Raw genomic sequence first — 24,442 nt, forward strand, 5'->3', positions numbered from 1 at the left:
GTCATGATACACCGGCCCTGGTTACTCTCCGCTCAGGAAAGTGCTCAGGGCCGGTCTTATTCTACCAACTGAATTTTCTAGCTTTATTCCGCCTAGCTCAATCCCCTGATATATGCCTGCTACTTATCCGCTCCTGAAACGCTCCGTGCAGCTGCTGGCGTTTCTGGCGGTGACTGCCTTCAGCCTGCGGATGCTGACGATGGTAGTGCCCTACCTGGGCTTTGAGAAGGGAATTCTGTTTCTGACTACCAAATCACAGGTTATCAATGATAATCCGTGGTTTCGGGTGGGGTTTTATGTGCACATCACCAGCAGCTGGTGGGTGCTGGTAACGGGGCTGGTGCAGCTGGTGCCAGCCCTATACCGCCGCTGGCCGCGCCTGCACCGGCAGCTGGGGCAGGTGTATGTAGTGAGTATTCTGGCACTGGCGGCTCCCTCAGGGCTGGTGCTGGCTATGTATGCCAATGGCGGGCTTTCGGCCAAGGTGGGCTTCACCCTGCAATGTGTGGTATGGTGGTTGGTGACCTGGCAGGCTTACCGCGCGGCCCGGCAGCGGCGCTGGCTGCTGCACAGTGAATGGATGCTGCGCGCCTACGCCGTAACGCTGGCCGCCATGAGCCTGCGCCTGGAAAGCTACAGCATGCATTATTTCTTCCAGACCAAGCCCATTGAAACCTATCTGACTGTGGTGTGGCTTTCCTGGGTGGGCAACCTGCTGCTGGCGGAGGTGCTGGTGCAGGGCGGGCTGGGCCGCTGGTATCTGCGGGCATTTGGTTCCTTGGTTGCTCCAAAAACCGCCCGGTCGCAGCCAATGGTTGCGAAGGGTATTGCATAAGTTGTATATTTCTTCTGATAATTCTCCCACACTACTTTATCTGCCGTTGCCGATGCGCTCCGCTTATTACTCCGCCCTCTCATTGGTCCTGGTGGCCGCCTGCCAGCAGAAACCGGCTAGCACCGTTTCTATCCCCACTACTACTTCTCGAGCCGCAGTTACCGAAACCATAGCTCCCGCCGCTACCCCGGCGGCGGCCCCCGCACTGTCGGCAGAGGAGCAAAAATTCTTCAAGGACTACGATTTAAGCAGCCTGATTGCCAAGGAGGCGGATGATTCGGAAGTGATGAATGGCTTCTATGGTGCCGACCACTACCGCATTGAGTTTGCCATGCTGGAAGTACGGCGCGACCCCGCTAATCCCATGCATTACTTCGTGAAAGGCAAAAACCGGTTCAAGAAGGCTGTCACGCCGTTCCAGGGGGATATTCTGTTCACGCAGCTGGGTGGGCAGGCGTTGGTCAAAAAAGCCCCCGAGTATTTATCGGCCAAGGATGCGAAAAAGTATCTGGCCGATGCGAATGCCATTAATGCGTACACGACGCTTGGCAAGTTCACCCTCCGGGAAGATGTCAGCTACAAAGGAGCCGGCGTATTTGAAGGCGAAGTGATGGTTGATTTTTCGGTAGCAGAGCGTGGGGAGGTTGAAGCATATTGCCGGGACGACAAGCAAAACACCCGGGGTGGTTTTGTGGTATTTGACGGTACCTGGACGAACCCCGAAACCAAGCAGCAAAAACCCGTGCTGTGGGTGCAGAATGTCTTTGAGTACCAGCAGGATATATTTCGGGATTTTATGGTGGGGGAGCGGGACCGGGACTTCAACCCCAAGTACGCTAAGTTGGGCTGGGATACGTACTGGCAGAATGAGGAGTGGTGGGCTGAACCGGGACAAACCACCATTCAGGAATCAGAAACGGCCGCAGAGGTAGATTCCGCTACTAGTATTAGCACATCATTGTAGTCGTATGCGCTCCGGTATTCTCCTTATAGGTGGGTTGCTTGGGCTAGTAGGGGGCTGTCAGCAACGTGCTTCAACCGGGATACAAGTGGCCAAGTCCACTGTGGCAGCCGCCCCGTTACCGCCGCCGCCGCCCACTCGTTATCAGGCTTCTTTGCCTGCACCACCGGTGTTGCCAGCGCCCCTGCCTGATCAAGAGCTAACCCGGTTTCTGCAGCAATACGCCGTGGTACCGGTGTTGCAATCCGTGCGTGAGGGGGGCGAAACTATGCCGTACAACGGCTTTTTTGGTACTGACCGCCACCGTATTGAGGTGGTGTTCCTGCAGGTTCAGGCCGACCCCGCGCAGCCCCGCCTGATTCACGTGTCAGGCAAAAGTCGGTTTAAGGGTAAGATAAAGGACTTGCAGGGTACCATAGAGTTGACGTCAATTCGGTTGCAGCCTGCTTTGAACCAGGCTGAGCAAGCCTTTGAGGCCGAGCAAGAGGCGATGCGCATGGTAACCGTTGTGCGCTTGCCAGGCGCCGAAAAACCAGTAGCGTATTACACACTTTCCGGCCGTTTCAATTGGCAGGAGCTACCCCAGACCGCAGGTGGAACATTCACAGGCAGTGCCGAGCTGGATGTGGCAGTTACGGATAAGCACCGATTACAGTCGACTTCTCTGCGCCAGACGGCTGGTGCGCGTGGGGCCGACTTGTTGTTTGACGGTAGCTGGACAGCCAATCGTTCAGGCCAGAAGAAGCCGTTCCTCTTGGTTGAGAATGTGGCCGGCTTTGCTGAACACGTGTTAAAGGAGTTTGAAGTAGGAGAGCGGGACGTTGTGATAAACCCTAAGTACGCCAAACTTGGCTGGGATACTTACTGGGAAAATGATGAGTGGTGGATCGGCTCTGCATCAACCGCCCGTTCTCTTCCGGCTGCTGCCAGGCCGTAATACTGCCCTAAAATTTTAGTAAATTTTTCAGCTAATTGAATTAGTATTCTCGTATGTTGGTTCGTACCTTCGTGAGCCGGTACTTGCTTGCCATTGCAGTCCGTTTTCCCGGCTCCCCTGCGTTATGATTAATACCAACCTTAAATTCTGGCGGCGCGAACTGAGCCTGACGCAGGCGCAGATGGCCGAAAAACTTGGCATCAAACGCTCCCTGGTAGGCGCGTATGAGGAAGGCCGGGCCGAACCCAAGCTAACCACGCTGGTAAACATGGCCCGCCTGTTCGGCATTACGCTGGATGCACTGGTTACCACCGACTTTACCAAAAAGAAGAACGCCAAAACGGCGGCTCAGCTGCAGGCCCAAACGGCCCAGGCTGCCGCTGAGCAGAGTAACCGGGGTAATGGCCTGCGTATTCTGGCCCTGACCGTGGACCGGGAACAGAATGAAAACATCGAACTGGTGCCCCAGAAAGCCGCCGCCGGCTACCTCAATGGCTACGCCGACCCCGAGTACCTGGAGGAACTGCCCAAGTTCCGGCTGCCCATGCTGGGCAATACCGGGACCTACCGCGCCTTCGAAATTGCCGGCGACTCCATGCTGCCCATTGCCAGCGGAACCGTTATTGTGGGCCGTTACGTGGATGATTGGCTGAGCATTAAGGATGGTACGCCCTGCATTGTGGTGAGCGGCAAAGAGGGCATTGTGTTCAAGCGGGTGTACAACCGCCTGAAAGATGCTGCCCGCCTCACCCTGCACTCCGACAATACGCTGTATTCACCCTACGAAATTGAGGTGGAGGATGTGCTGGAAATTTGGGAGGCTAAGTCCTACATCAGCAGCACGTTCCCCATTGCCGATCTGTCGCTGAACCGCTTGGCCAGTATTGTACTGGATTTGCAGCAGCAGGTGAGCACCATGAAGAAAGTGTAAGTACCTCAGCCTTGTTAGCAATCCTGAAAGCCTCCGCCAGCGCGGAGGCTTTTTTGTTGGCGATGGGGTAGTTACAGTGGTAGTACAGCCGCATGCTAACCACCGGCTCCCGGCTTGCGTAAGGCTGCTGTAGACCAACCCTGACTCCCAATGCTCAAGCTTATTCCCGCCACCGACCGGTACCATGCCTCGCCCGTGGCCTGGCTTAATAGCTACTTCCTGTTCAGTTTCGCCGATTATTATGATCCGCAGAACGTGCACTTTGGTCCGTTGCGGGTGTTCAACGACGATACGGTGCAGGGCAATGCTGGTTTTCCTCAGCACCCGCATTCCGAAATGGAAATTGTGACGCTGGTGCTGGAAGGCGAACTGACCCACGAGGATACCATGGGCAACCGCCGCAGCATTACTAAGGGAGAGGTGCAGCGCATGACAGCGGGCACTGGCTTGGCCCATTCTGAGCATAACGAAACTGACAAGCCAGTACACCTCTACCAACTGTGGTTTCTGCCCAATCAGAAAAACCTGGCTCCCAGCTACGAGCAGAAGGACGTAAACTTCCTGGATTCCAAAAACGAACTGGTACCGCTGGTATCCGGCCAGAAAGTGCTGGAAGACGTGGTGTATATGAATTCCAACAGCAGCGTGTACTGGTGCAATCTGCGCGAAGGCAAGTCCGTGTCGTTTAAAACCTTCCCGATTCGCAACACCTTTCTGTATGTAAAAGAGGGAAAGCTGTACGTCAATGGAGTGGACATTGGAGCCAACGACCAAATTCGGGCCACTGATGAGCATGTGCTGGAAATACAAGCTACTGCCGACGCACAATTCATCCTCATTGACCTGCCTGGTACTGAGGCCAACTATTAAATCTTGATTAAATGCAGGATTTTCGTGGCCTGCAGCAAACTTTATTGCCAGCTGAACGGTAGTGTAACGACCTACGTTCAGCTGGCTTTTTTACATGAGCACAACTTTTCCCGCCTCCCTGATTCCGGCAAATGAGGCGAGCCGGCTCCGGACTCTGCATCTGTACCAGATTGCCAATACCACTCCCGAGAAAATTTTTGACGAGTACGTGGCCTGGGCAGCGCAGTTGTTCAACACGCCTATTGCCCTGATTTCCCTGGTAGATGAGGAATACGTGCACTTCAAGGCCCTGACGGGGGCTGAGGGCGTGCCCGGTTTACCCCGTACGGAGAGCATGTGCTCGGCCGCTATTCTGCTGGATACACCCATCATCACCTCCGATTACAAAGCCGAAAGCTGCCGGCTGATTAAGCCTGATGTGGCCCAGTCGCTGGGACTAAGTTTTTACGCCGGCTCTGCTTTGCAGATGCCCGGCGGGGAGCGGATTGGGATGATGGCCGTAATTGGGCGCGAATACCGAACCCTGACAACGGCGGAGGAAGATGTGCTGAAGCGGTTAGCTGAACTGGTGAGCCGGACCATTGAGCTGCGTTTCCAGTACCTGAATGCCGGCCTTACCGAGGAATGGGAGGCGGCACAGCACGAGCTAAGTGCCACGCTGGATGACAATGCCGCCCTGACGCGCTACTTGGCCACCCGCAACAACGGCATCAACCTGGACGACGAAGAAGTGCTGGATTTAGTGTCGCGCCGATTGGCCGGGGTAGGGAAGGTGCTGGACCGCCGCTCGAAAGATACTCCCCAGGTTTCCTGACTACGCGTGCTGCCTACTTAGCCGCCGGAACGGGTTTGAAAACCTGCCGGAATGCCCGCAGGGCTGCTGGATGGTAGATAGTCCCGTGTGTTTCCTGCGGCATGGGCTCATAGCGCCATTGAATAGCTGGGTTGCCGGCCGCTTGCAGAGCCTTCACAAACTCGCCGGCATCGGTTACTATTTCGGGCTCGTTGCTGGTGGCGATGAACAGGGTTTTGGGCGCGCCTTTATAGGTGGTCAGGAACTTAGGGGCCTGCTGTACCAGCTGGCGGTTGTTCCACCACAGACTGGGGTCGAAAGCCAGATAGGTACCGAATAGGTCGGGTTCCAGCAGTAGGGTTTCCACTACAAACAGCCCCGCCAGCGACTCGCCTACCACGGCCCTTTCCTCGGTAGTGCGGTAGCGCCGCTTGATTTCGGGCATCAACTCAGTGCGGATGAAGCGGCGAAACGCGGCCGAACCACCCACCCGCGGGGCTATTTTCTTGTCCTTCTCGTTGGTGGTGGGGCCGGTCATGTCGCGGCGGCGCTCCGTGTTTTCGATGCCCACCAGCAGATAGGGCCGCATGGTGCCGTTCCCTACTGACACCTGCACCAGCCCCGCTACGTGCAGAAAATCCTCGGCCATGCCGCCATCCGGCATATAGAGTACCGGCACCTGCTGCGTCGTCGATTCTGCGTAACCGGCCGGCAGGTACACGTTGATGCGCCGCGTTTCGCCCAACACTTTAGAGGCAATGGTAAACGTCTGGCCGATGCTGAGTGGGGCGGCCGATGTTTGGGCGTGAGCTGGCGAAGCATATAATGCCAGAAGAAGCACTAGCAAAAAGTAAATTCTGCAGGTATTTTTCATCCTTTATTAGTTAGATCTCTACCACAGAAATTTCTCCATTAGTAGTAAGCATGAACTCACACAACGCTTTGAAGATTAGCGCTGAATCTGCACCAGGAAGAAGATTGTCGCAGAAGTAAAAACCGTCGCTCTTCACTGATAAAAAGACTGGCGGCCAAGCTGTAGATCCATTCAATGAAACTGAATCTGACTGTTTGATAAAAAGCCACAAACCTTCTTCCGACACATTATGGGGCACCACGTAGAAACGGCGCTGCACGAACTGCAACGCTGCTTCTGGGTTGAATTTCTGGCTACTAAGCCGTAGTTCCTTACCCATCACATCGTGTACTTACGGCCTTTGTTCTGCTGCTTGAGGTAGGTCATCAGTGGCTGGAAGTACTCCACCATGGCGCGGGCGGAGAGGTCCTCGCCGGTTTTTTCGCGGAGCACGGCGCGCCAGTCCTTGCTGGAGCCGGGGCGCATGATGTCGGCCAGGAACGCGCCTACTTCTTTGTTACCGTAATAGTTGGTGGCGTGCGGGTCCTGCTTCAGGATTTTCTTGCTGATGTGGTCGTGCAGCTGAAACAGGATGACGTACGACAGGGCGTAGTCGTAATACTGCGCGGGGTCGTCGTTGATGTGGGTTTTAGTGGCCGGGTCGAGGTACTGCTCCCCGCGGGTAGTGGGCGGCACGATGCCCTGGTACTGCTTCGCCAGCTGCCACCAGCGGGCGTTGAGCTGGTCGGCGGGCAGCTTATCGGCGTAGAAGCTGTTTTCCCACTCGCTCATCACGCCCGAGGCAAACGGGATGAACACGGCGTAGTTCAGCGCTTCCTTCAGTAACGTTTGGGTTTGGTCGGTTTGGGATTTGGCATCTACCAGCCCCAACCCGGCCAGGAAGGGTTTCTGGGTGGCGGCCAGGCCCATCAGGGAACCCATAGCTTCGTGGTAGGCCCGGTTAGCACCCTGGCGCAACAGCGGCGGCACCTCGGGGTTAGTGTAGGTGAGGTAGTAGTAAATGTGGCCAAGCTCGTGGTGGGTAGTTTCGTACCACTCCGTGTTGCCTTCCACGCTCATCAGGCTGCGCACGTCCTGGTTCAGGTCCATGTGCCAGGCCGAGGCGTGGTTGTTTTTTTTAAAGGTAGCCCCCTTGGGCAGCGGGTACAGGCTGGATTTCTCCCAGAACACGGGCGGCAGGGCCTGGAAGCCCAGGCTTTGGTAGAAGCGCTCAGCCTGCTGTACCTGCCATTCGGCGCCCTTTTTGGCCAACACGGGGTCGAGGTTCAGGCCTTTCACGTCCACCATGGCGCTCCAGTCCTGACCCCAGCGGTTAGGCAGCCAGGAGGCGGGGAGGTAGTCGGGTACCTGCTTCACGCCGTACTTTTTGGCCAGCTCGTAGCGGGCGTAAGTGTGTAGCTCCCGGTACAAGGGGCGCAGCTCCTCGTTGATTTTACGCACCAGCTGCATCATTTCCTCCCGGCTCATGCCGTAGTCGGAGGCCTGGTAGGTGAAGTAGTCGGGGTAGCCCAGGGCCTGCACAGTTTGGTTACGCAGGTCGCGCAGGTTCAGTAGGCCATCTTTCAGAGTAGGGCCGATGGCTTTGCTGGCTTCCCAGATTTGCTGGCGCTTTGCGGGGTTCTGCTCCTTACGCAGCAGCTCGTCCAGGTCGTTGGTGGTGACGGACTTGCCCTGGTACTTGTAGTCGAAGCCGTAGAGCTTTTCGGTCTGCTGGGTTTCGGCTTTGATGCGGCGCTTTACCACATCGGCCACGGTTTGGGGCGAGTTGGCCGCGTTGTACAGGGCCGTTTGTAGCTGCTTTACCTGAATTTCCGAGAGCTGGTCTTTGTGCTCCAGCAGCTCCCGCAGGCGCTGAATGTTTTGGGTAGAGCCCGTAAAGGCCGCCATCCGCTCATTGGCCCGGGCGGTAGCCCCGGAGTTAGCGGTGTCGCCGGTTACAATGTGCGTGTTGGAGCGCCACTCGGCCTCCGAGGACTGGGTGTACAGCCGCACGTATTCAGCCGAGTAGTCTTTTAAAAAGGCATCGGCCTGCTCTGCCCACGAGGGGGCAGCGGGTTGCGTGGCGGGTTCCGGCTGCGTGGTATCTGGGGCGGTAGCCGTGGGCGTTTTGGCCGTGGGGGCGCAGGAGGCCAGTACGGCAGCCGTGAGGGCGGGCAGGACGTATTTTTTCATGAGCAGGAGGCAGGGTGAATTGTTCGCTAAAATACACCACCCGCCAACAACAAGCCGCAACCCCGGCCAGACCAGAGTTGCGGCTTACAAGAGAGAAGAACAGGAATAGTGAGTTTATGCACCTGCTGCTTCTTGCAGCAGGTGGCAGTCCTTATACTTCTTACCACTTCCGCAGGGGCAGGGAGAGTTGCGGCCGAACTTTTGGCGGCTGCGCAACTGCTTGAGCCACTGCCGCGGGTCGGTGGCCCAGCGCAGGAAGCGGCTCTTGGGGTTCTGGCGGAAAGCGAGCAGCAGCAGGCCATACAGCTCGGGGTGGTGCTCCTGCAGCTTCTCGGGCTTCTCGAAGAAATACTCGGTTACCACCGCAAAAAATTCGGCTTCGTTGGTACCCGCGTAGTCGTTGATTTCGGAGTTGCCGGCCCGGATGGCTTCGATTTCCCGGTGCATCACAGCTTCCCACTCGGGGCGCAGGGCGGCGGGCAGGGCCAGGCCGGGTACCCCGTCAATTACGCCGTCGGCTTCATCCAGCAGGTGCGCAAACTCATGGATGCCCACGTTCTGCCGGTCCAAAGAATCTTGGAAACCTTGTTCCAGGGAGGCCTTCGACAAGCGCATGTAGTGCGAAGTCTGAAACCCCTGCACCGAGCCCAGCAACGTGCCTTCCAGCCCTACAAACTCCTTGTTCGGGTCGCGCTGCTGAGTCCAGGCGTCGGGCACCACCAGCACCTCGCTCAGGTTGCTGTACTCCCACTCGGGGAAACCAAACACGGGAATAACCGCTGAGGCCGCCACCAGCACCCGGGTGATATCGTCAATATCCGTCTGAATGCCGGTAATGCGCGTTTGGGCCAGAAATACCTGCAGGCGGCGCTCAAACCGTTGCTTGTCCACATCAGATAGTGCCAGGTAATAGGCGACGCGCTGCTGCAGCGTCTGACGCCACTCGGCGGGAAACTCGGCCTGCAGAGCTTGTTGCTTCAGGCGGGCGTCGCGGGTGAGGTAACGGTAAAAGAAAAAGGCGACTACCGCTACCAGCGCGGCGAAAATGAGGTACTGCATGGTGTGCCTCAACGCAGGCAGCGGCGGAAGGTTGGAGTAAACGTACTAGCCTGTTGGTGGCTATAGGCAAGCCTCCAACAGGCTAGTTTAGCGCGAGGAGGTTGGCTAACTGATGCCGTACACTACCGTCGGCGGCGCAGGGCCAGGTAATCGAGGTAGTACAGCACCTTCACCGAGAGGGAGTTATTGTGCGGGGTGTTGATGGTGTTGTTGAAGTTCTCGAAGTAGAGCGGGGTAGCCTGTTCGCCCAGCAGATAGGTGCTGCCGGCATTCTTCCACACAATGCTCACCTGCGAGCCGGGCGCAAACCACCAGGAGTACACGGCATCCACGTTGAAGGCGTTGTAGGTGTTGTCCCGGTTGCGGCGGTAATCAGCCAGGTTTTCCTGCCCATCTTGCTGCAGCACCATGAAATCCTGGTAGCGCACGTTGCTGGTGTAATGGCGGGCCCGCAGCGTAAACGACATGCGGTTGGTGAAGGTGTAGGCCACCGAAGCCACGTTGGTAACGGTGGCCACGTTGCGCCGGCCCAGCAGAATCTGGCCCATAAACGGTTGGTCCAGTTCTTCACCGGCGCTGAGGCCCCCGTTCACGTAGCCAATCTGGTGGCGCTGCAGGCTCCAGTCGAGGCTGTAACGGAAGGTGAGGTGGTTGTTCACCCGGAAGCGGGGGTAGAAGCCGGCCCGGTAACGCAGGCGGCGGGGGCGGGGCAGGCGCTCATCCTCGGCGTAATAGGTCAGGCCCGCGTTTACGCCCAACGACAGGCGTTTGCGCGTATCCGAGTTCAAAAAGCCAATCCAGTCGGCGTTGGCCGGCACCCGCACGTAATACTCGCCCAGCGGGTAGGTGCGCGGCTCGAAGAAATCATGCGTGGTAGGTGAGTACATAAAGTCGTAGCCCACCTGCAGGAAGTTCTTGGTGAAGGTGGTGTTGAAGCCGTTGTAGAAGTACATGCTCTGGTAGCGCGTGGGCCGGTATAGCAGCGTCTGGCTTATTTCCGAGTAGAAACTCATGTTGTTCACCTTCCAGAACGGCTTATAAATGCGGTAGTTGGCGTAGGCGCTCTGGGTGATGTTGTTGTTGCCGAACAGGATGCCCAGGTCGTTGGGGTTGTAATGGTCGGACTCGATACGGTGGTTGAGGCCCCAGGTGAAGTTGCCGCTGATTTTGCCCACGCCCAGAGTGTACTTGTAGCCGTTCTGGTCGTCAATTGCCTGGTCGGACCCGAACTTGTTGCCCCGCCGCCGCGAGTACACCACGCTGCCGTCCACGGCGTAGGAGTTTTTCTTGTTGGCAAAGCGGAACAGGCCACCCGTCACGTTGGCATCGTAAGTGCTACCCCAGCGCGTGACGTTGGTATTGATGAGCGACACGTAGGAGTTATTCTTGAGACTTTGGTCCAGCACCGCAATGTTGTAGTTGCTGAACGGCTGGGTGAGTACCGTGCGCTCCTCGCCGCTTTCGGTGTTGCGCACGGTGGCGTACACGTCGTTGCTGAGGGCGTTGAACAGGCCAATGCCCAGGCCATTTTTGGTGCGGCCCGAAATCTTGGTGGCGTTTAGCAGGCGGGTTTCAGCCGGGTTGCGCACCACCTTCTCGTTTTCGGCTAGGCCCACTCCGTAGAAGCCGATGGGCGTGGCACCCACCCGGCGGGAGTAGAACAGGTTGCCCTTGTTGAACAGCTCGGTACCCTCGGTGAAAAACTGCCGGTTTTCCTGAAACTGCACCTCAAAAGGGGAGAGGTTGAGCACCTGGTTGTCGCTCTGCACCTGCCCAAAATCGGGCACCAGCGTAGCATCCAGCGTGAAGCTCTCGTTGATGCCCCACTTCACATCGGCCCCACCGTTGAAACTGGTCGTGGTGCGGCGGGTACCCTCTGCATTCAGTGGGTTGTGGTTCACGTAGCCCGACACGTAGGGCGTGAGCGAGAGGCGCAATGGTGGTTTCAGCCCTTTCAGGCCGGTCAGCTCGCCCCATTGGTTTACAAACCCATCCACCTCGGGCTTCACCTCACTCCAGAAAAATCCCTGGCGCAGGGCCTGGCGCTGGCGCATTAGCTGCAGGCCCCACTGCTGCACCTCGGCGGTGCTGAAGCGGATGGCCGAGTAGGGAATACGCATTTCGGCAACCCAATCGGTGCCGCGCAGGGCGGTGCGGGCGTCCCACACGGCATTCCAGGCAAAATCCTCGCCGCTGGCCGGGGAGTAGCGGGCATCGGCCTGCACCCCGCCCGCCGTTACAATAAAGCCGTAACCGTTCAGCTTGTCGTGGTAGGTGTCCAGGAAGATGCCGAAGAAGTCAGTGTTGGGCAGGTTGTCCCGGGCCGACAGCTCCCGCTTGATGGAGTCCGGCGACACATCGTGCATCACGGCGCCCACATATAAGGCGGCATCATCAAAGAGGATGCGCACCTCGGTGGGGTGTTGCTCCCGGGGGCCGGGCTTGGGGCGGTTCTGCACAAAATCAGTGGCCACCGGGGCCTGCTGCCAAACCGCTTCATCCAGCACCCCATCGAGCTTAATGGCCTCCGTGATGCGGATGGCCTGCAGTTGGCGTTTAGGAGTTGCGGAGGCTGCCGGAGCTGCCCCCGTCTGCGCCCAGGCCTGGGGCTGGCATACAGCCAGTAAAACCAGGGTAAGTATCAGATTAATAGACGTTCTCATAGCGCAGAAGGCGTAAGCGGCGGAGAAACAAACAGGCATGGTGGGGGCTGGCAGCCGCAACAGCGGCGCTACTCAGGAAGCCAGCAAAGGGGGAGGAAGGAAGCGCGCTGCTGCGCCCAGCCTGACCGGCAACCAGTGGGCGGGAGTCACTCACCACAGCTACCCGCATGGGCGGCTGCCAGGGCTGGGCGCAGAGCGCAGGCCGGTTACTTGGACCGGCGGATGTAGATGTTGCCGTTCAGGGTTTTTACCATGAACTCGGGGCCGCCGCCGTTGATTTTACCATAGGTCCAGGTATCCTGGGCCACGCGGTAGAGGCCGTCCTTGGCCGTGCGGGTTACTTTGGTGGGCGTGCTGTCGGCCGTCAGGTCAAAGTCGCTGTAGATTTCGCCGTGGTCCGATTTCAGCTTCACCGATACCTTGGCCCGGGCGGGTAGGGTCACGTCTACCTTGCCGTTGATGGTAGAAAAGGCCATGGGCGCGCCGGCAGTTACCTCCTTGAAGTCGGCAATGAGCTCCCCGTTCACCGTGTTCAGCACTGCTGAGCCCGCCACGTCGTTGAGGCGGATGGAGCCGTTTACGTTGGATATTTCCAGTTCCCCAGCCACGTTGTCCACGGTAATGTCGCCGTTCTGCACGGTGGCTAGCTGCAGGGAGAACTGGCGCGGTACTTTGATGGTGAAATCCACTGGGGTTTGCCAGGATTGCGTTTTTACGTACACGTGGTTATTGCGCTCCTGAGCCGTTACATCCAGGCCGCTGACCTGCGAAATGCGCCGCATACCCGAGGCGTTTTCGGTGGAGCTGGTTTCGCGCCGCTCATTGCGGGAGGAGGCTTCAATTACCACCTCCTTGCCCGCGTAGCCAACTATTTTGATGCCGCCGCCCACCAGCTTCAGGTGCAGGGTGCCCGGCTTGCCCGGGGAGCTCAGCGGCACCACCAGCTGCTCTTTGCTCGTTTGCTGGGCCAGGGCTGGCTGCAGACTGAACAGCGTGAGGAGGGCAAAAAAAGTGCGAAAAAGAAGCTGGTTCATCGGGTTTGCTGTTTGATGGTAACGTCGCCGTTCAGGGTTTCCAGGCGAATGTCGGGTCCGCCTTTGCCCAGGCGCACGGCCGTTTCCTTGCGAATTTTGTAGGTAGTGCCGGCGGCTTGGCGCTCGGTATTCTGGGTAACCTGCACGGGCAGCACCTGCGTCTGCGGAAAGTCGGTATACAGTTCCCCGTGCATGCTTTTGAAGTAGAGGTCAGCGGAGGCAGTGGGCGGGTAGCTCACCACGATGTTACCGTTGATGGTCTTGTAGGAAGCGGCGGCCGCGGGTGCGGCCGTGAGGGCCACTTCCACTTTGCCATTCACCGTGTGGGCTTTCGAAACCTGCCGCACGTTCTGCAGGGAAATGCCCCCATTTACGTTGCTGGCCTGTACCAGCCCATTCACATTCTCCACCTGCACCTCCCCGCCGTTTACCGTCGAGACGGTTACGTTCATGCCCTGGGGCACTTTCACCGTGAAGTCGAAATTGAACTGGTAGTGCCGGTCCTCGTTGCTCCAGTGCTGGTTGCGGCGGGGACGGGAGTCGAAGGGGCCTTGCTGGTACACTACCAGGCTGTCGTTGCGCTGCAGGAAGCCCAGCTGCACTTCTTTCTGAGCCTGGGCGAGGGAGGCCGCGTCTTCGGCTTTCAGGGTTTTGGTAGCTTCTACCTCTATTTTGTTGCCGCTGCTGCCCACAATCCGCACCGAGCCCATGACGTTATAGAGGGCCAGGGTGCTGCGGCCGGCATCGGCGGTCAGGGTAAAGTCGCGGTTGATTTTTTCCGTGGCTTCACGGTTCTGGGCTTGCAGCGAGCAGCTAGGTAGCCACAGAAGTATCCAGAGTACCAGGGTTATCGGGAAGGGTTTCATGGGAGTTCGAAGAGGTTGGCGGGGCCGCGGGGGCCCGCTCGTGGGACAAAGTCTGAATGCTTTGCTCGATTTTGTTTTTCACTTGCTCGTTGAGGTTATCCTGCTGAAGCAGCTTGCGCAGGGGGCGCACCGAGCGGCGCTCCTGCAGCTGCACCATCAAATCGGCCAGGGCCGACTGCACGAGCGGGGACTCCTGGTAGGCCAGGGAGCGAACCAGCCCTAAGCGCACCGTGGGGTCGTCGGCCAGGCCGGCCAGCGCATCCAGGGTAGCCAGGCGCACGTTCACGTTGGGGTCCTGATTGAGGGTGCTGAACAGCGCCGCCAGCACCCGCTCGTTGGTGGGGGCCACTTCCTCGGCTTCGCTCACGGCCTGCAGGCGCTGCACGGCGGAGGGGTTGTTGAGCCGGGAAATCAGGCCTACCTGCCGGGCTGTAGCCTCGGTAGGGGCTGGCGGAGCCGACTGGGCCAGGGACTCGTCAGCCCCGGTGCCCATTTCGCTCCCTTTCAGCCCGTAGCCAATGCCCAAGCCCACCAGCAGCAACACCGCGCTGTAAGCCAGGCGCTGGGCAAAGGCGGGCTGCCACCACTGCCGGAGCCGCTGCAGCAGCCCCGCCACCGACCAGCGCTGCCGGCGCTGCTCTTCGGCCTTGAAGTCGGCCAGCATGGCGTAGAAGGTAGGCCGAAGCTCCTCGCTAGTCGCCGGAACCGGCAACGCGCCCATGCTCGTCCAGAGCTGTTGCAGCGAGTCCAGCTCGTGCTGGCAGCCGGGGCATTGGGCTAGGTGGGCGGCTATGGTTTGCTTATCCGTTTCCGGCAATTCGCCAGCCAGCCAGCCCATCAGCTCCTGCTGCACTTCCTCACAGTTTCTGAACCTTGCTTCCATTATCTAGTTGCAAATAGATGTCTTTCAATTGGCAGAGGGCCCGGTGCGCGCGCACCTTCACGGCCCCTACCGTAATGTTGAGCAGCTGCGCTATCTGCTCGTATTTCAGCTCCTGAAACCGGCTCAGCACCAATACTTCGCGCTGGTCGGGGCTGAGGCGGGCCATGGCCTGATGGAGCTGGGCCATTTCCTGGGTGCGCTGCAGGTGGGCGTCGGCCGATGCGCCGCCTGCAATTTTTTCGGCCCAATCAGCAATGTCCTGGTGGTGGGCCGAGGGTTTGTTTTTCCGGGCCGTATCCGCCAGCACGTTGCGAGCCAAGTGATACATCCAGGTCCGGAATTCGCCTTCCCCCGAGTAGGTGTGCCGGTATTTTAGCATGCGGTAGAACACCGTCTGCACCATATCCTCGCTGGCCGTAGCGTTGCCATTGGAGTGGTAAAAGAAGGCCAGCAACGGCCGGTGGTAGCGCTCAAACAACAGACCCATCTTCTCCACTTGGCCAGCCTTCACCTGGAGCATGAGCGAGTTGTCGGTAAGCGAGTTCAAGACGTTGGCAGCTGAGTGAGTGGCGAATTCGGGCGTGGAAACTTCGCCTTTCGGGGAAGGTTACAGCCAACCGAAAAAATATTTTTCAGAAAGCACTTAGTAGTGGCGGCACAAATCGTCAGGATTATAGAAAAATAACCGGGTACAGTATTTTTATAAGTCTTAGCAGAACGTCATGCTGAGCTTGTCGAAGCATCTCTACCACTTCGTTCAGGCCTCATTAGTTAGCCAGTGGTAGAGATGCTTCGACAAGCTCAGCATGATGTTCTGCTTGCTTCATGCCCCCACAATCTGCCTCATCGGCAAAATGCGCGCGTACAAAAGCCTCTCAGCATTATAGTATATCGTCGCCCAGGTGCTCCCGGAGCCGCTCTTGCAGCAGGTTCTGCAGGATGTGATCCATGAACTGAAATTTATCGGGGATGCGCAGGGTGATGAGCTGTTTGCCGGCCAGGGCCTCGGGAAATTTCTGCCGTAAATAGTCGGCGTGCTTGCGCTCCATCACCAGCACTACATCGGCCCAGCCGAGGTGGCCGGCCGTAACGCGCACCCGGGCCCCCGGCTCAGTGCCGGCCGAGCGGGCTTCCATCGTAGGGTGATTATCGAATAGCCGCTCAGCCGTGAGGCTGCGCCAGCGGTTCTGGCTGCAGATAAAGAGAAGCTTGGTGGGTGAATCGGCCAAATGCAGGGCTGCTGGTAGTCGGGCGAAAGTAGCAGAATCCGGCCGGGCCCACTATCTGGTCAAAAAAATATCGGTCCCAGACAGCCCACCTAGGGCCAGGCCGCACAGGGCCTTTACATCACACGCAAAAGGTCCCGAAAATAGAGTTGATTGAGTGGCAATTTTCTGAAAAACAGAAAATTATACTAGCACTTTTGGGGCCTGCTTTTGAGCCGCAAAATCGGGGCCGACGCTTACGTAACACGTAGGGATACCCGCTGCCCGAATGCATGCCAGGTGGCACCGCGGCGGGTGCCGGAGCCAGTTTTTACTGCTGCGGCGGATGTGCTAGTATTGTAGAGCAGCCGATGTTTTTCCGGCTTCGGCCGCTCCGGATTTTACCCGCGGCCACCCGCCCCGCGCCGCCGGTGAGCCCCTGCGTCAGCCGCCGCGCTGGCCAATCTTCCCTACTTTACTTTATCCTGTTCATTTCCACATGAAACGAGTTTTCCGAACCGCCCTGCTCATGTCGCTGGGGCTGCTCACGCCGCAGCTTCAGGCCCAGAAAACCACCGTGCCGTCGGCCGCCTCGGCTATGGCCGACGACCCGAAGATGACCAAGTTCATCGACGACCTGATGCAGAAGATGACGCTGGAGGAGAAAATCGGCCAGCTGAATTTGATTACGGTGGGCTTCGACGTAACCGGGCCAGTAGTGAGCAAGGATGTGGACGCCAACATCCGCAAAGGCAACGTGGGCGCGGTACTGAACACGTTTACCCCGGTGGCAGCGCGCAAGCTGCAGGAAATGGCCGTAAAGGAGAGCCGCCTGCATATCCCGCTCATCTTCGGCTACGACGTCATTCACGGGCACCGCACCATTTTCCCCATTGCCCTGGGCCTGGCCTCCAGCTGGGACCTTACGGCCATTGAGCGCAGCGCCCGCATTGCCGCCGAGGAAGCCTCCGCCGACGGCATCAACTGGGTGTATTCGCCGATGGTGGATATTGCCCGTGACCCGCGCTGGGGCCGCATCAGTGAAGGCTCGGGTGAGGACCCCTACCTGGGCTCCCAGATTGCCCGCGTGATGGTGCGCGGCTACCAGGGCGACGACCTGAGCAAAAACAACACCGTTATGGCCTGCGTGAAGCACTTCGCCCTGTATGGGGCCGCCGAGGCCGGGCGTGACTACAACACCACTGATATGAGCCTAGTGCGCATGTACAACGAGTACCTGCCGCCCTACAAAGCCGCCTTCGATGCCGGGGCCGGCTCGGCCATGTCCTCGTTCAACGACATCAACGGCATGCCCGCTACCGGCAATAAGTGGCTGATGACCGACCTGCTACGGGGGCAGTGGGGCTTCAAGGGCTTCGTAGCCACCGACTACACGGCCATCAACGAAATGACGGCCCACGGCATGGGCGGCGACGCCCAGGTATCGGCCCTGGCCCTGAATGCCGGCATCGACCAGGACATGGTGGGAGAGATTTTCCTGCGCAACCTGGCCCAGAACCTGAAGGATGGTACCGTGAAGCAGGAGCAGATTGACCTGGCCTGCCGCCGCATTCTGGAAGCCAAATGGAAGCTGGGCCTGTTCAAAGACCCCTACCTCTACACCAACGAGAAGCGCGCCAAGGCCACCATGATGAAGAAAGAGTTCATCACCGATGCCCGCGACATTTCCCGCAAGAGCATGGTACTGCTGAAAAACAGCAACAACGTGCTGCCCCTGAAAAAGCAGGGCACTATTGCCCTTATCGGCCCACTGGCCACCCGGCAGCGCGACATGATTGGCTCCTGGAGTGGGGCCGGCGACTGGAAGCAGGCCGTGTCCTTGGAGCAGGGCATCCGCAACGTAGCAGGGAGTGGGGTGAAGATTGTAACGGCCCAAGGCGCCAACTTCACCGACGACCAGCAGATGATTGACCGCCTAAACGCCCACGGTGGCGAGCTGAACGTGGACAAACGCAGCTCGGAGGAGCTGATCCGGGAAGCCGTGCAAACAGCCCAGGGCGCTGATGTAATTGTGGCCGCCGTAGGCGAAAGCCAGGGCATGACCGGCGAGGCTGCCAGCCGCGCCGATATTGGCCTGCCCGGCCAGCAATTGGAACTGCTCAAGGCCCTGAAGAAAACCGGCAAGCCCCTGGTCATCGTGCTGATGAACGGCCGCCCCATGACGCTGCCCTGGGAAGATAAAAACGCCGATGCCATCCTGGAAACCTGGTTTGCGGGCACCCAGGCCGGCAACGCCATTGCCGATGTGCTGTTTGGTAACTATAACCCCTCGGGCAAGCTCACGGCTACTTTCCCGCAGCATGTGGGCCAGGTGCCACTGTACTACAACCACAAAAACACCGGCCGCCCCTACGCCGGCGTGGCCCTGGACAAGTACAAGTCGCGGTACATGGACGTAAGCAACGACCCGTTGTACCCCTTCGGCTATGGCCTGAGCTACACCACCTTCGAGTACAGTAAACCCGAGCTGAGCACCACCACGCTGTCCATGAACGGTACCCTGGACGTAAAAGTAACGGTGCGTAACACCGGCAACTACGACGGCGAGGAAGTGGTGCAGCTGTACACCCGGGATATGGTCGGCTCCATCTCGCGGCCGGTGCAGGAGCTGAAGGGCTTCCAGAAAATCATGCTGAAGAAGGGGGAGAGCCGCACGCTCACCTTCCGCCTCACGCCCGAGGACCTGAAGTTCTACAACGCCGACCTGCAGTTTGTGGCCGAGCCCGGCGACTTCCAGGTGATGGTGGGCGGCAACTCCCGCGACGTGCAGATGGCCGCTTTCAAGCTGGCTGCTCAGTAAGTCATGTCAGTCATCAGCTCCAAACCGCACTTCCCGGCCCTGGATGGTCTGCGTGGGGTGGCTGCCCTGATGGTAGTGGCCTTTCACCTGTTTGAGGTGCACTCCACCAGCCACCTGGACCAGCTCATTAACCACGGCTATCTGGCCGTAGACTTCTTTTTCCTGCTTTCCGGTTTCGTAGTTGGCTATGCCTACGATGACCGGTGGACCCGCATGAGCGTGGGGGAGTTTTGCCGGCGGCGGTTGGTGCGGCTGCAGCCGATGGTGGTGCTGGGCATGCTGATTGGAGCGCTTACCTTTTACGGGCAAGCAAACCCCCAATGGCCCCTCGTGGCCCAAACTTCCGTAGGGAGGCTGGTTCTGATTACGCTGCTGGGTTGCCTGATGCTACCGGTGCCTCCATCCTTGGATGTGCGCGGCTGGCAGGAAACGTTTCCGCTCAACGGCCCGGGCTGGTCCCTGTTCTTTGAGTACGTAGCCAACCTGCTGTATGCCGTAGTAGTGCGCCATTTCCCGCGGTGGGCTTTGGCAGTGCTGGTAGCAGTGTCGGCCGCGGCCCTGCTGCATCTGGCCCTTACCAACGGCGACGTGGTGGGCGGTTGGGCGCTGGAGCCCGTGCAGCTGCGCATTGGCTTTTCCCGGGTGATGTTCCCCTTTTTTGGGGGGCTGTTGCTGTTTCGCACGGTGCGGCCGGGTCGCATTCCGCACGGGTTTCTGTGGAGTAGCCTGCTGCTGATTATACTGCTGGCTATGCCCCGGATTGGGGCGGCCACCCAGCCCTGGCAGAACGGCCTGTACGAAGCGCTATGCATCCTGGTGGGCTTCCCGCTGGTGGTGTACTTGGGCATCAGCAGTGTGCCTAGCGCAGCGCCAGCCGAGCGGGTAAGCCAAGTGCTGGGGGAGCTTTCCTATCCCTTGTACATCACGCACTTTCCGTTCGTGTACCTGTATTTTGCCTGGGTGCACAGAAATGGGCTGAAGCTGCAGCAAGGGACCCCCGTGGCCGCAGCCGTACTGCTGGGTACGGTGGCCCTGGCTTACGCTTGCCTGAAGTTCTACGATGAGCCGGTACGCACCTGGCTAAGCCAGCGGGTGTTGCGGCCGGCCAGGCCGGTAAGTCAAAAAGGATGATTATGAACAATTACCACCCCAACCTGCGCCTCGTGTGGGACGAATGCGCGGGGGCTTCCGGGAACCAGAAAGCTAGTTAGGGGAGCGGACTGATTTTCCGGAAGCCGTATAAACAAAAAGGGCGAAGCCACTATGGCTTCGCCCTTTCTGTTTGTGTCATTCCGAGCGAAGCGAGGCATCTGAGTTACTCCCTCAAGGCCAAACTTAAATTCCTCGCTTCGCTTGGAGTGACACTCGTTCTACTCAAACTGAAGGCGCTGGTTGAAAAACGGTAGTAGCTTCTGATACATGCGGCCTTCCCGACCCATAATTCGGTTGCCGTGGTTGCCCTGGTAGCTTTCAGCAGTATGCGGAATACCGTAAGCGGAGAGTTGAGTATCCAGCATGCGGCAGGTGGCCGGAATGTGCTGGAATTGGTCCTGCTCACCCCAATCGAAGGCCAGGCCGCGCAACTGGCGCAGGCTAGCCAAGTGGGCAGGGAGCAGCTCCGTGGGCGATGCGGCGCCCCACTGGGCCAGCACCGCGTCGCGGTGACGGAGGCTGTCGGCGCTGAATGAGTAGGGCAGGGCCGCGCCAAACGCCCCTTTGCCGGGCGTGGGCGAGAAGGCCCGGGCGCAGGCTACCAGCCGCACGGCGTTAAAATCCTTCAGCAGCTCAGCCCGGGAGGTGGCCCGGCTGGCCAGCGCCTGACTAGGCCGGGCGGCCATCCACTCGGGGTGGGGGGCCGCAAAGCCGGGACTGAGGGCGTAGGCTGCGGCATACGTGCTAGGGTATAGCATAGCCAGTCGCAACGTGCCGTTTCCACCCATGCTGTGGCCGGCCAGGCCCCGGCTGGCGGGCCGGGCCAGGGTGCGATAGTTCTTATCAATGAAGCTCACCAGTTCCCGAGCCGTAAAATCGGCCCAGGGGCCGTTGGTGGCCGAATTGGTGTAGAAGCTGCCCTGAAACAGCGTCTGCTCATTGGGCACCACCACTAGTAAAGGGCGAATCTGGCCGTTGGCAATAGCCTCATCCAGCAAAGCGGCCATGCCGTCGGCGTGGAAGATGAGGCTGTCGTTCCAGGTGAAGCCGTGCAGGTAGTACAGCACCGGGTAGCGCCTGGCGGGGTTGGCCTCATAGCCGGCCGGCAGGTACACGCTCACGCGCCGCCGTGGGTTTTCGCCGCCCGGGTTACCCTTCAGCAGCTTGGAATCCAGGTACGTGACCACCACACGGCCCTTGGCGGGCGTTTGGGCCCGGGCTGGAAGCTGCCCAAATAGCAGTAGCAACAGTAGAAAAGAGAAAAGGCGCATGAATAAGAGAGAAGTAAGACTAAAAACAGACCGTCATGCTGAGCTTGCCGAAGCATCTCTCCCGCTTCGTCCTCTCGATAGAGATTAGCCAGAGGTAGAGATACTTCGGCTCCGCTCAGCATGACGGTCCGTGAATCATAAGCCAGTACAGAGGACTTAATTCACCACCATTGTCATGATGGAGTGGGCCGGGCTGGTGGTGGGGGCGGCCTGGCCTTTAATCCAGAGCTGGAAAGGCTGCTCTTTCTCGGTCTGGTTCATCACTACTACAGCTACTTTGCCATCCGTGTTCAGGAAAGCCGTGGCCTGCAGCACGTCGCGGCTGGAGGTAACAGCCACGCGCTTGGCCCCGGGCCGGATGAACTTGGAGAAGTGGCCGATATAGTAATAGGCGTTGGTGTAGATGAGCTTGCCGCTTTTGGTGTCGCCGATAACGGGGGCGTAGCAGAAGTTGCCCACGTGGTTAGGGCCGCCGGTTTCGTCCAGCAGCACGTTCCAGTCGGTCCAGGCCACGGTGCCGGCGTTGAAATCGTTGATCATGGAGTTGCCGTACCGCTCGCCCAGGGTCCAGTCCTGCACGTTGCTAAAGTCGAATTTCTCTACGCACCCTTCTGTGAACACCAGGTTTTTATCGGGGTAGGTTTCGTGCACACGGCGCAGGTTATCGAACTGCATGGCCGAGCCGGTCCAGGTTTCGTACCAGTGGTAGCCCAGGCCCCAGTAGTATTTGCTGGCCTCAGGGTCGTCGAAGAGGGTGCTGGCGCGTTGAAACATCAGGTCCCGGTTGTGGTCCCAGCCGATGAGCTTTTTATCCCCCATACCGCCCTTTTTGAGGGTGGGCCCGAGGAAGTTCTTTACGAAGTCCCGTTCCTCTTCCGCCGTGAAAATGCAGGACTCCCAGCGCTGCTTGGCCATGGGCTCGTTCTGCACCGTGAGGCCCCACACCGGCATGCCCAGCTTCTCATAGGCCTGAATAAACTTCACGTAGTGGTTGGCCCAGGCCTGCCGATACTCGGGCTTCAGCTTACCGCCCTGCACGAGGCTGTTATTGTCCTTCATCCAGGCCGGAGGGCTCCAGGGGCTCACGTACAGCGGCAGCTTGCCGCCCGCCGCCTGAATGGCCTGCTTTATGAAAGGAATACGGTACTGCTCGTCGTGCTTTACCGAGAAGGTTTTCAGCTCCTTGTCGCCCTCCTGCACGTAGGCGTAGCTGCCGCTGCTGAAGTCGCAGCTGGCAATGTTGGTGCGGGCCAGGGTGTAGCCGATACCGTTGGTGGGGCTGTAGTAGGCCTGCAGAAACTCCTGCTGCTGCGCCTGCGGGAGCTTGGCAAAGGTTTCGGCTGAGGCATCCGTCAGCGCCCCGCCAATGCCCAATAGGGTTTGGAAAGTGTGGGTGGGGTCCACGAATACTGTAGGCTGGGTTTCCAGGGGCTGCCCAACCTGCTGAAAGGTAAGCTTAGTGCCGGCCGCCAGGCGCTGCTGGGTACCGCTGGCCGTGGTATAAACCTGTACCTGCTTGCCGGCGGCGGAATACGTTTTGGGGGCACTGGTAGTTTTAGACTGAGCGGAGGCCACCGTGCTGATACCAGCGGCCAACAGAGCAGTGAAAAAGGCTTTTTGCATGAGAAAGGAAGGAAGAATCATGAAGGGGGCTTACCACACGTAGGTGCCGGCCGAACCCGCATCCAGCGTGGCAGTAACGGCCTTACCCCGGTACTGAATATCGAAAGTTTGGGTGGAGCCGCCCGTATTCATCACCAGCAGCACCTTTTTGCCATCGGGGTTTTTGAAGGCTACGTTGGGCAGGTTGTTGGGCGAGTTGGTGTTGATGCGCGTGGAGCCGGGCCGTACAAACTTGGCGGCGTGGGCAACCGTGTAGTAAGTGGCGTTGCGCGTTACCGTGTTTCCGCTGATAGTAACGGCACCCATACAGGTGCTGCAGCCGCCCGGGGTATGCGGCCCAAAATTCTGATCAGAAGCCAGGTTCCAGGCAATAACGTTGCGGCTCCAGTTGCGCGGGGCCCCAATCATGAGATTATTCATATGAAACCGGAAGCTGTTGTTGAACGTGTCGCGCCCATCCGTCCACTGCTCCGTGAAGTACACATTCTTATTCGGGAAGGCATTGCGCACGGTGCTCATATCGTTGATAGAGCCGCCGTACAGGTGAAATGCCGAGCCATCGACGTACTGGTTGGCCTGCGGGTCGCGGAGGACTTCCAGGGGATAGTCGGTCCGGTCGAGGTTGTGGTCGTAGGCAATGATTTTGGTGGTGATGCCTGCCGCCCGGAAGGCTGGCCCCACATGGTCGCGGATAAAGGTAGCCTGTTCAGCGGCCGACATGAGCATGCTGGGGTTGTTGCCGCCGTACAACGGCTCATTTTGCAGCGTTACGGCGTCAATGGTAACCCCCTCGGCCTTCATTCCCTGAATGTACTTCACGAAGTACTGGGCATACGCCGCGTAGTACTCCGGTTTCAGGGAGCCGCCCACCGAGTTGTTATTGGTTTTCATCCAGAGTGGGGCCGTCCAGGGCGAACCCATAATCTTGATGCTGGGGTTGATGGCCAGGATTTCCTTGAGCACCGGTAGCAGGTGCTGACGGTCCGGGTTCAGAGTGAAGTTGGCCAGGGTGGGGTCGGGGCCGGCATCATCGTAGGTAAACACCTGCGGGTCCAGGTCCGAGGCTCCAATGCTCAGGCGCAGGTAGCTGGTACCAATGTTGGTGCCATCGGTGGCAAACAGCTCCCGCAGCAGGGCGGCCCGCTCGGTGGCCCCCATCTGGTGGAGCACCTGCGCACTGCCTCCCGTAAGCGCGTACCCGAACCCATCAATGGTCTGATAGGTTTGGGTAGTATCCACGAAAATGGCCGTATTCTGCCCGTTGGTAGTGGCAAAATTCAGCGGAATAGTGCTCTTATAAAACCGCGTGGTCTGGTCCGTAGTCGTTAGCCACAGCTGTACCTGGGAAGGACCGGTTGGGGCGGGCGGCAGTGGCGGGTCGGGGGTTGGGTCAGAGGGCTTACTATCATTGCCACAGCCGGCCAGTAAGCTCAGCGTCAGTAAACCAGTGAGACTTACCGACGACACAAAGGGTATTTTCATATACGGGGAA

Annotated in this window: 21 protein-coding genes; 8 read left to right on the top strand and 13 right to left on the bottom strand. The window is 58.8% G+C overall.

Annotation, left to right across the window (positions count from 1 at the left end):
• Positions 1–112: 112 nt before the first annotated feature.
• The 6 genes from LF252_RS04700 (at position 113) to LF252_RS04725 (ending at position 5,348) form a co-directional block, all read left to right on the top strand.
• Positions 113–835 (top strand): DUF2306 domain-containing protein, encoded by a 723-nt coding sequence (locus LF252_RS04700; RefSeq protein ID WP_226268151.1) that lies wholly within the window; start codon positions 113–115, stop codon positions 833–835.
• Positions 836–887: 52 nt separating this feature from the next.
• Positions 888–1,799: a hypothetical protein gene (locus tag LF252_RS04705; RefSeq protein ID WP_226268153.1), complete on the top strand. Its 912-nt coding sequence runs from the start codon at positions 888–890 to the stop codon at positions 1,797–1,799.
• Positions 1,800–1,803: 4 nt separating this feature from the next.
• A complete protein-coding gene (locus tag LF252_RS04710) occupies positions 1,804–2,733 on the top strand; it encodes a hypothetical protein (RefSeq protein WP_226268155.1) in 930 nt (309 codons plus the stop codon).
• Positions 2,734–2,857: 124 nt separating this feature from the next.
• On the top strand, positions 2,858–3,664 hold the full coding sequence (locus LF252_RS04715) for a LexA family transcriptional regulator (protein WP_226268157.1): 807 nt from the start codon (positions 2,858–2,860) through the stop codon (positions 3,662–3,664).
• A gap of 150 nt (positions 3,665–3,814) precedes the next feature.
• Positions 3,815–4,534 carry a pirin family protein gene (locus LF252_RS04720; RefSeq protein WP_226268159.1) on the top strand — a complete coding sequence of 240 codons (720 nt, stop codon included), beginning with the start codon at positions 3,815–3,817 and terminating at the stop codon, positions 4,532–4,534.
• Positions 4,535–4,628: 94 nt separating this feature from the next.
• Positions 4,629–5,348, top strand: a complete 720-nt coding sequence (locus LF252_RS04725) for a GAF domain-containing protein (RefSeq protein WP_226268161.1) — start codon at positions 4,629–4,631, stop codon at positions 5,346–5,348.
• 13 nt (positions 5,349–5,361) lie between these two features.
• Here LF252_RS04725 and LF252_RS04730 read toward each other — a convergent pair whose 3' ends face one another.
• The 10 genes from LF252_RS04730 to LF252_RS04775 all read right to left on the bottom strand — a co-directional run bounded on the left by LF252_RS04730 (position 5,362) and on the right by LF252_RS04775 (position 16,107).
• Entirely contained in the window at positions 5,362–6,168 is an 807-nt protein-coding gene (locus LF252_RS04730; RefSeq protein ID WP_226268163.1) for an alpha/beta hydrolase, read from the bottom strand.
• 43 nt (positions 6,169–6,211) lie between these two features.
• On the bottom strand, positions 6,212–6,520 hold the full coding sequence (locus tag LF252_RS04735) for a hypothetical protein (RefSeq protein ID WP_226268165.1): 309 nt from the start codon (positions 6,518–6,520) through the stop codon (positions 6,212–6,214).
• Complete coding sequence (locus LF252_RS04740; protein ID WP_226268168.1) at positions 6,520–8,373, bottom strand: M2 family metallopeptidase; 1,854 nt, start codon at positions 8,371–8,373, stop codon at positions 6,520–6,522. Before LF252_RS04740 ends, LF252_RS04735 begins: the two co-directional genes overlap by 1 nt.
• Positions 8,374–8,487: 114 nt before the next feature.
• Positions 8,488–9,432 carry a M90 family metallopeptidase gene (locus tag LF252_RS04745; protein ID WP_226268169.1) on the bottom strand — a complete coding sequence of 315 codons (945 nt, stop codon included), beginning with the start codon at positions 9,430–9,432 and terminating at the stop codon, positions 8,488–8,490.
• A 122-nt stretch (positions 9,433–9,554) separates the two neighbouring features.
• Positions 9,555–12,095, bottom strand: a complete 2,541-nt coding sequence (locus tag LF252_RS04750; RefSeq protein ID WP_226268171.1) for a DUF5916 domain-containing protein — start codon at positions 12,093–12,095, stop codon at positions 9,555–9,557.
• A 206-nt stretch (positions 12,096–12,301) separates the two neighbouring features.
• The gene (locus LF252_RS04755; RefSeq protein ID WP_226268173.1) at positions 12,302–13,129 is read right to left on the bottom strand and encodes a DUF4097 family beta strand repeat-containing protein; all 828 of its coding nucleotides are present in this window, start codon (positions 13,127–13,129) and stop codon (positions 12,302–12,304) included.
• Positions 13,126–13,995 (bottom strand): DUF4097 family beta strand repeat-containing protein, encoded by an 870-nt coding sequence (locus tag LF252_RS04760; protein WP_226268175.1) that lies wholly within the window; start codon positions 13,993–13,995, stop codon positions 13,126–13,128. The genes LF252_RS04755 and LF252_RS04760 overlap by 4 nt, the downstream gene beginning before the upstream one ends.
• On the bottom strand, positions 13,943–14,878 hold the full coding sequence (locus LF252_RS04765) for a zf-HC2 domain-containing protein (protein WP_226268177.1): 936 nt from the start codon (positions 14,876–14,878) through the stop codon (positions 13,943–13,945). Before LF252_RS04765 ends, LF252_RS04760 begins: the two co-directional genes overlap by 53 nt.
• A complete protein-coding gene (locus tag LF252_RS04770) occupies positions 14,853–15,425 on the bottom strand; it encodes an RNA polymerase sigma factor (RefSeq protein WP_317197838.1) in 573 nt (190 codons plus the stop codon). Before LF252_RS04770 ends, LF252_RS04765 begins: the two co-directional genes overlap by 26 nt.
• A gap of 334 nt (positions 15,426–15,759) precedes the next feature.
• A complete protein-coding gene (locus LF252_RS04775; RefSeq protein WP_226268179.1) occupies positions 15,760–16,107 on the bottom strand; it encodes a low molecular weight protein tyrosine phosphatase family protein in 348 nt (115 codons plus the stop codon).
• A gap of 475 nt (positions 16,108–16,582) precedes the next feature.
• Here LF252_RS04775 and bglX point away from each other — a divergent pair, with 475 nt between their 5' ends.
• Positions 16,583–18,904 (top strand): beta-glucosidase BglX, encoded by a 2,322-nt coding sequence (gene bglX / locus LF252_RS04780; protein WP_226268181.1) that lies wholly within the window; start codon positions 16,583–16,585, stop codon positions 18,902–18,904.
• Positions 18,905–18,907: 3 nt separating this feature from the next.
• Entirely contained in the window at positions 18,908–20,035 is a 1,128-nt protein-coding gene (locus tag LF252_RS04785) for an acyltransferase family protein (protein ID WP_226268200.1), read from the top strand.
• Between the two features lie 239 nt (positions 20,036–20,274).
• On the opposite strand, the gene LF252_RS04790 is transcribed toward LF252_RS04785, so the two are convergent.
• The 3 genes from LF252_RS04790 to LF252_RS04800 form a co-directional block, all read right to left on the bottom strand.
• Entirely contained in the window at positions 20,275–21,327 is a 1,053-nt protein-coding gene (locus LF252_RS04790; protein WP_226268202.1) for an alpha/beta hydrolase, read from the bottom strand.
• 156 nt (positions 21,328–21,483) lie between these two features.
• A complete protein-coding gene (locus LF252_RS04795) occupies positions 21,484–22,950 on the bottom strand; it encodes a glycoside hydrolase family 30 protein (RefSeq protein WP_226268213.1) in 1,467 nt (488 codons plus the stop codon).
• A 30-nt stretch (positions 22,951–22,980) separates the two neighbouring features.
• A complete protein-coding gene (locus LF252_RS04800) occupies positions 22,981–24,432 on the bottom strand; it encodes a glycoside hydrolase family 30 protein (RefSeq protein WP_226268215.1) in 1,452 nt (483 codons plus the stop codon).
• Between the last annotated feature and the right edge of the window lie 10 nt (positions 24,433–24,442).

The organism is Hymenobacter pini, from assembly GCF_020421205.1.
In the GTDB taxonomy this organism is placed as follows: Bacteria; Bacteroidota; Bacteroidia; order Cytophagales; family Hymenobacteraceae; genus Hymenobacter; species Hymenobacter pini.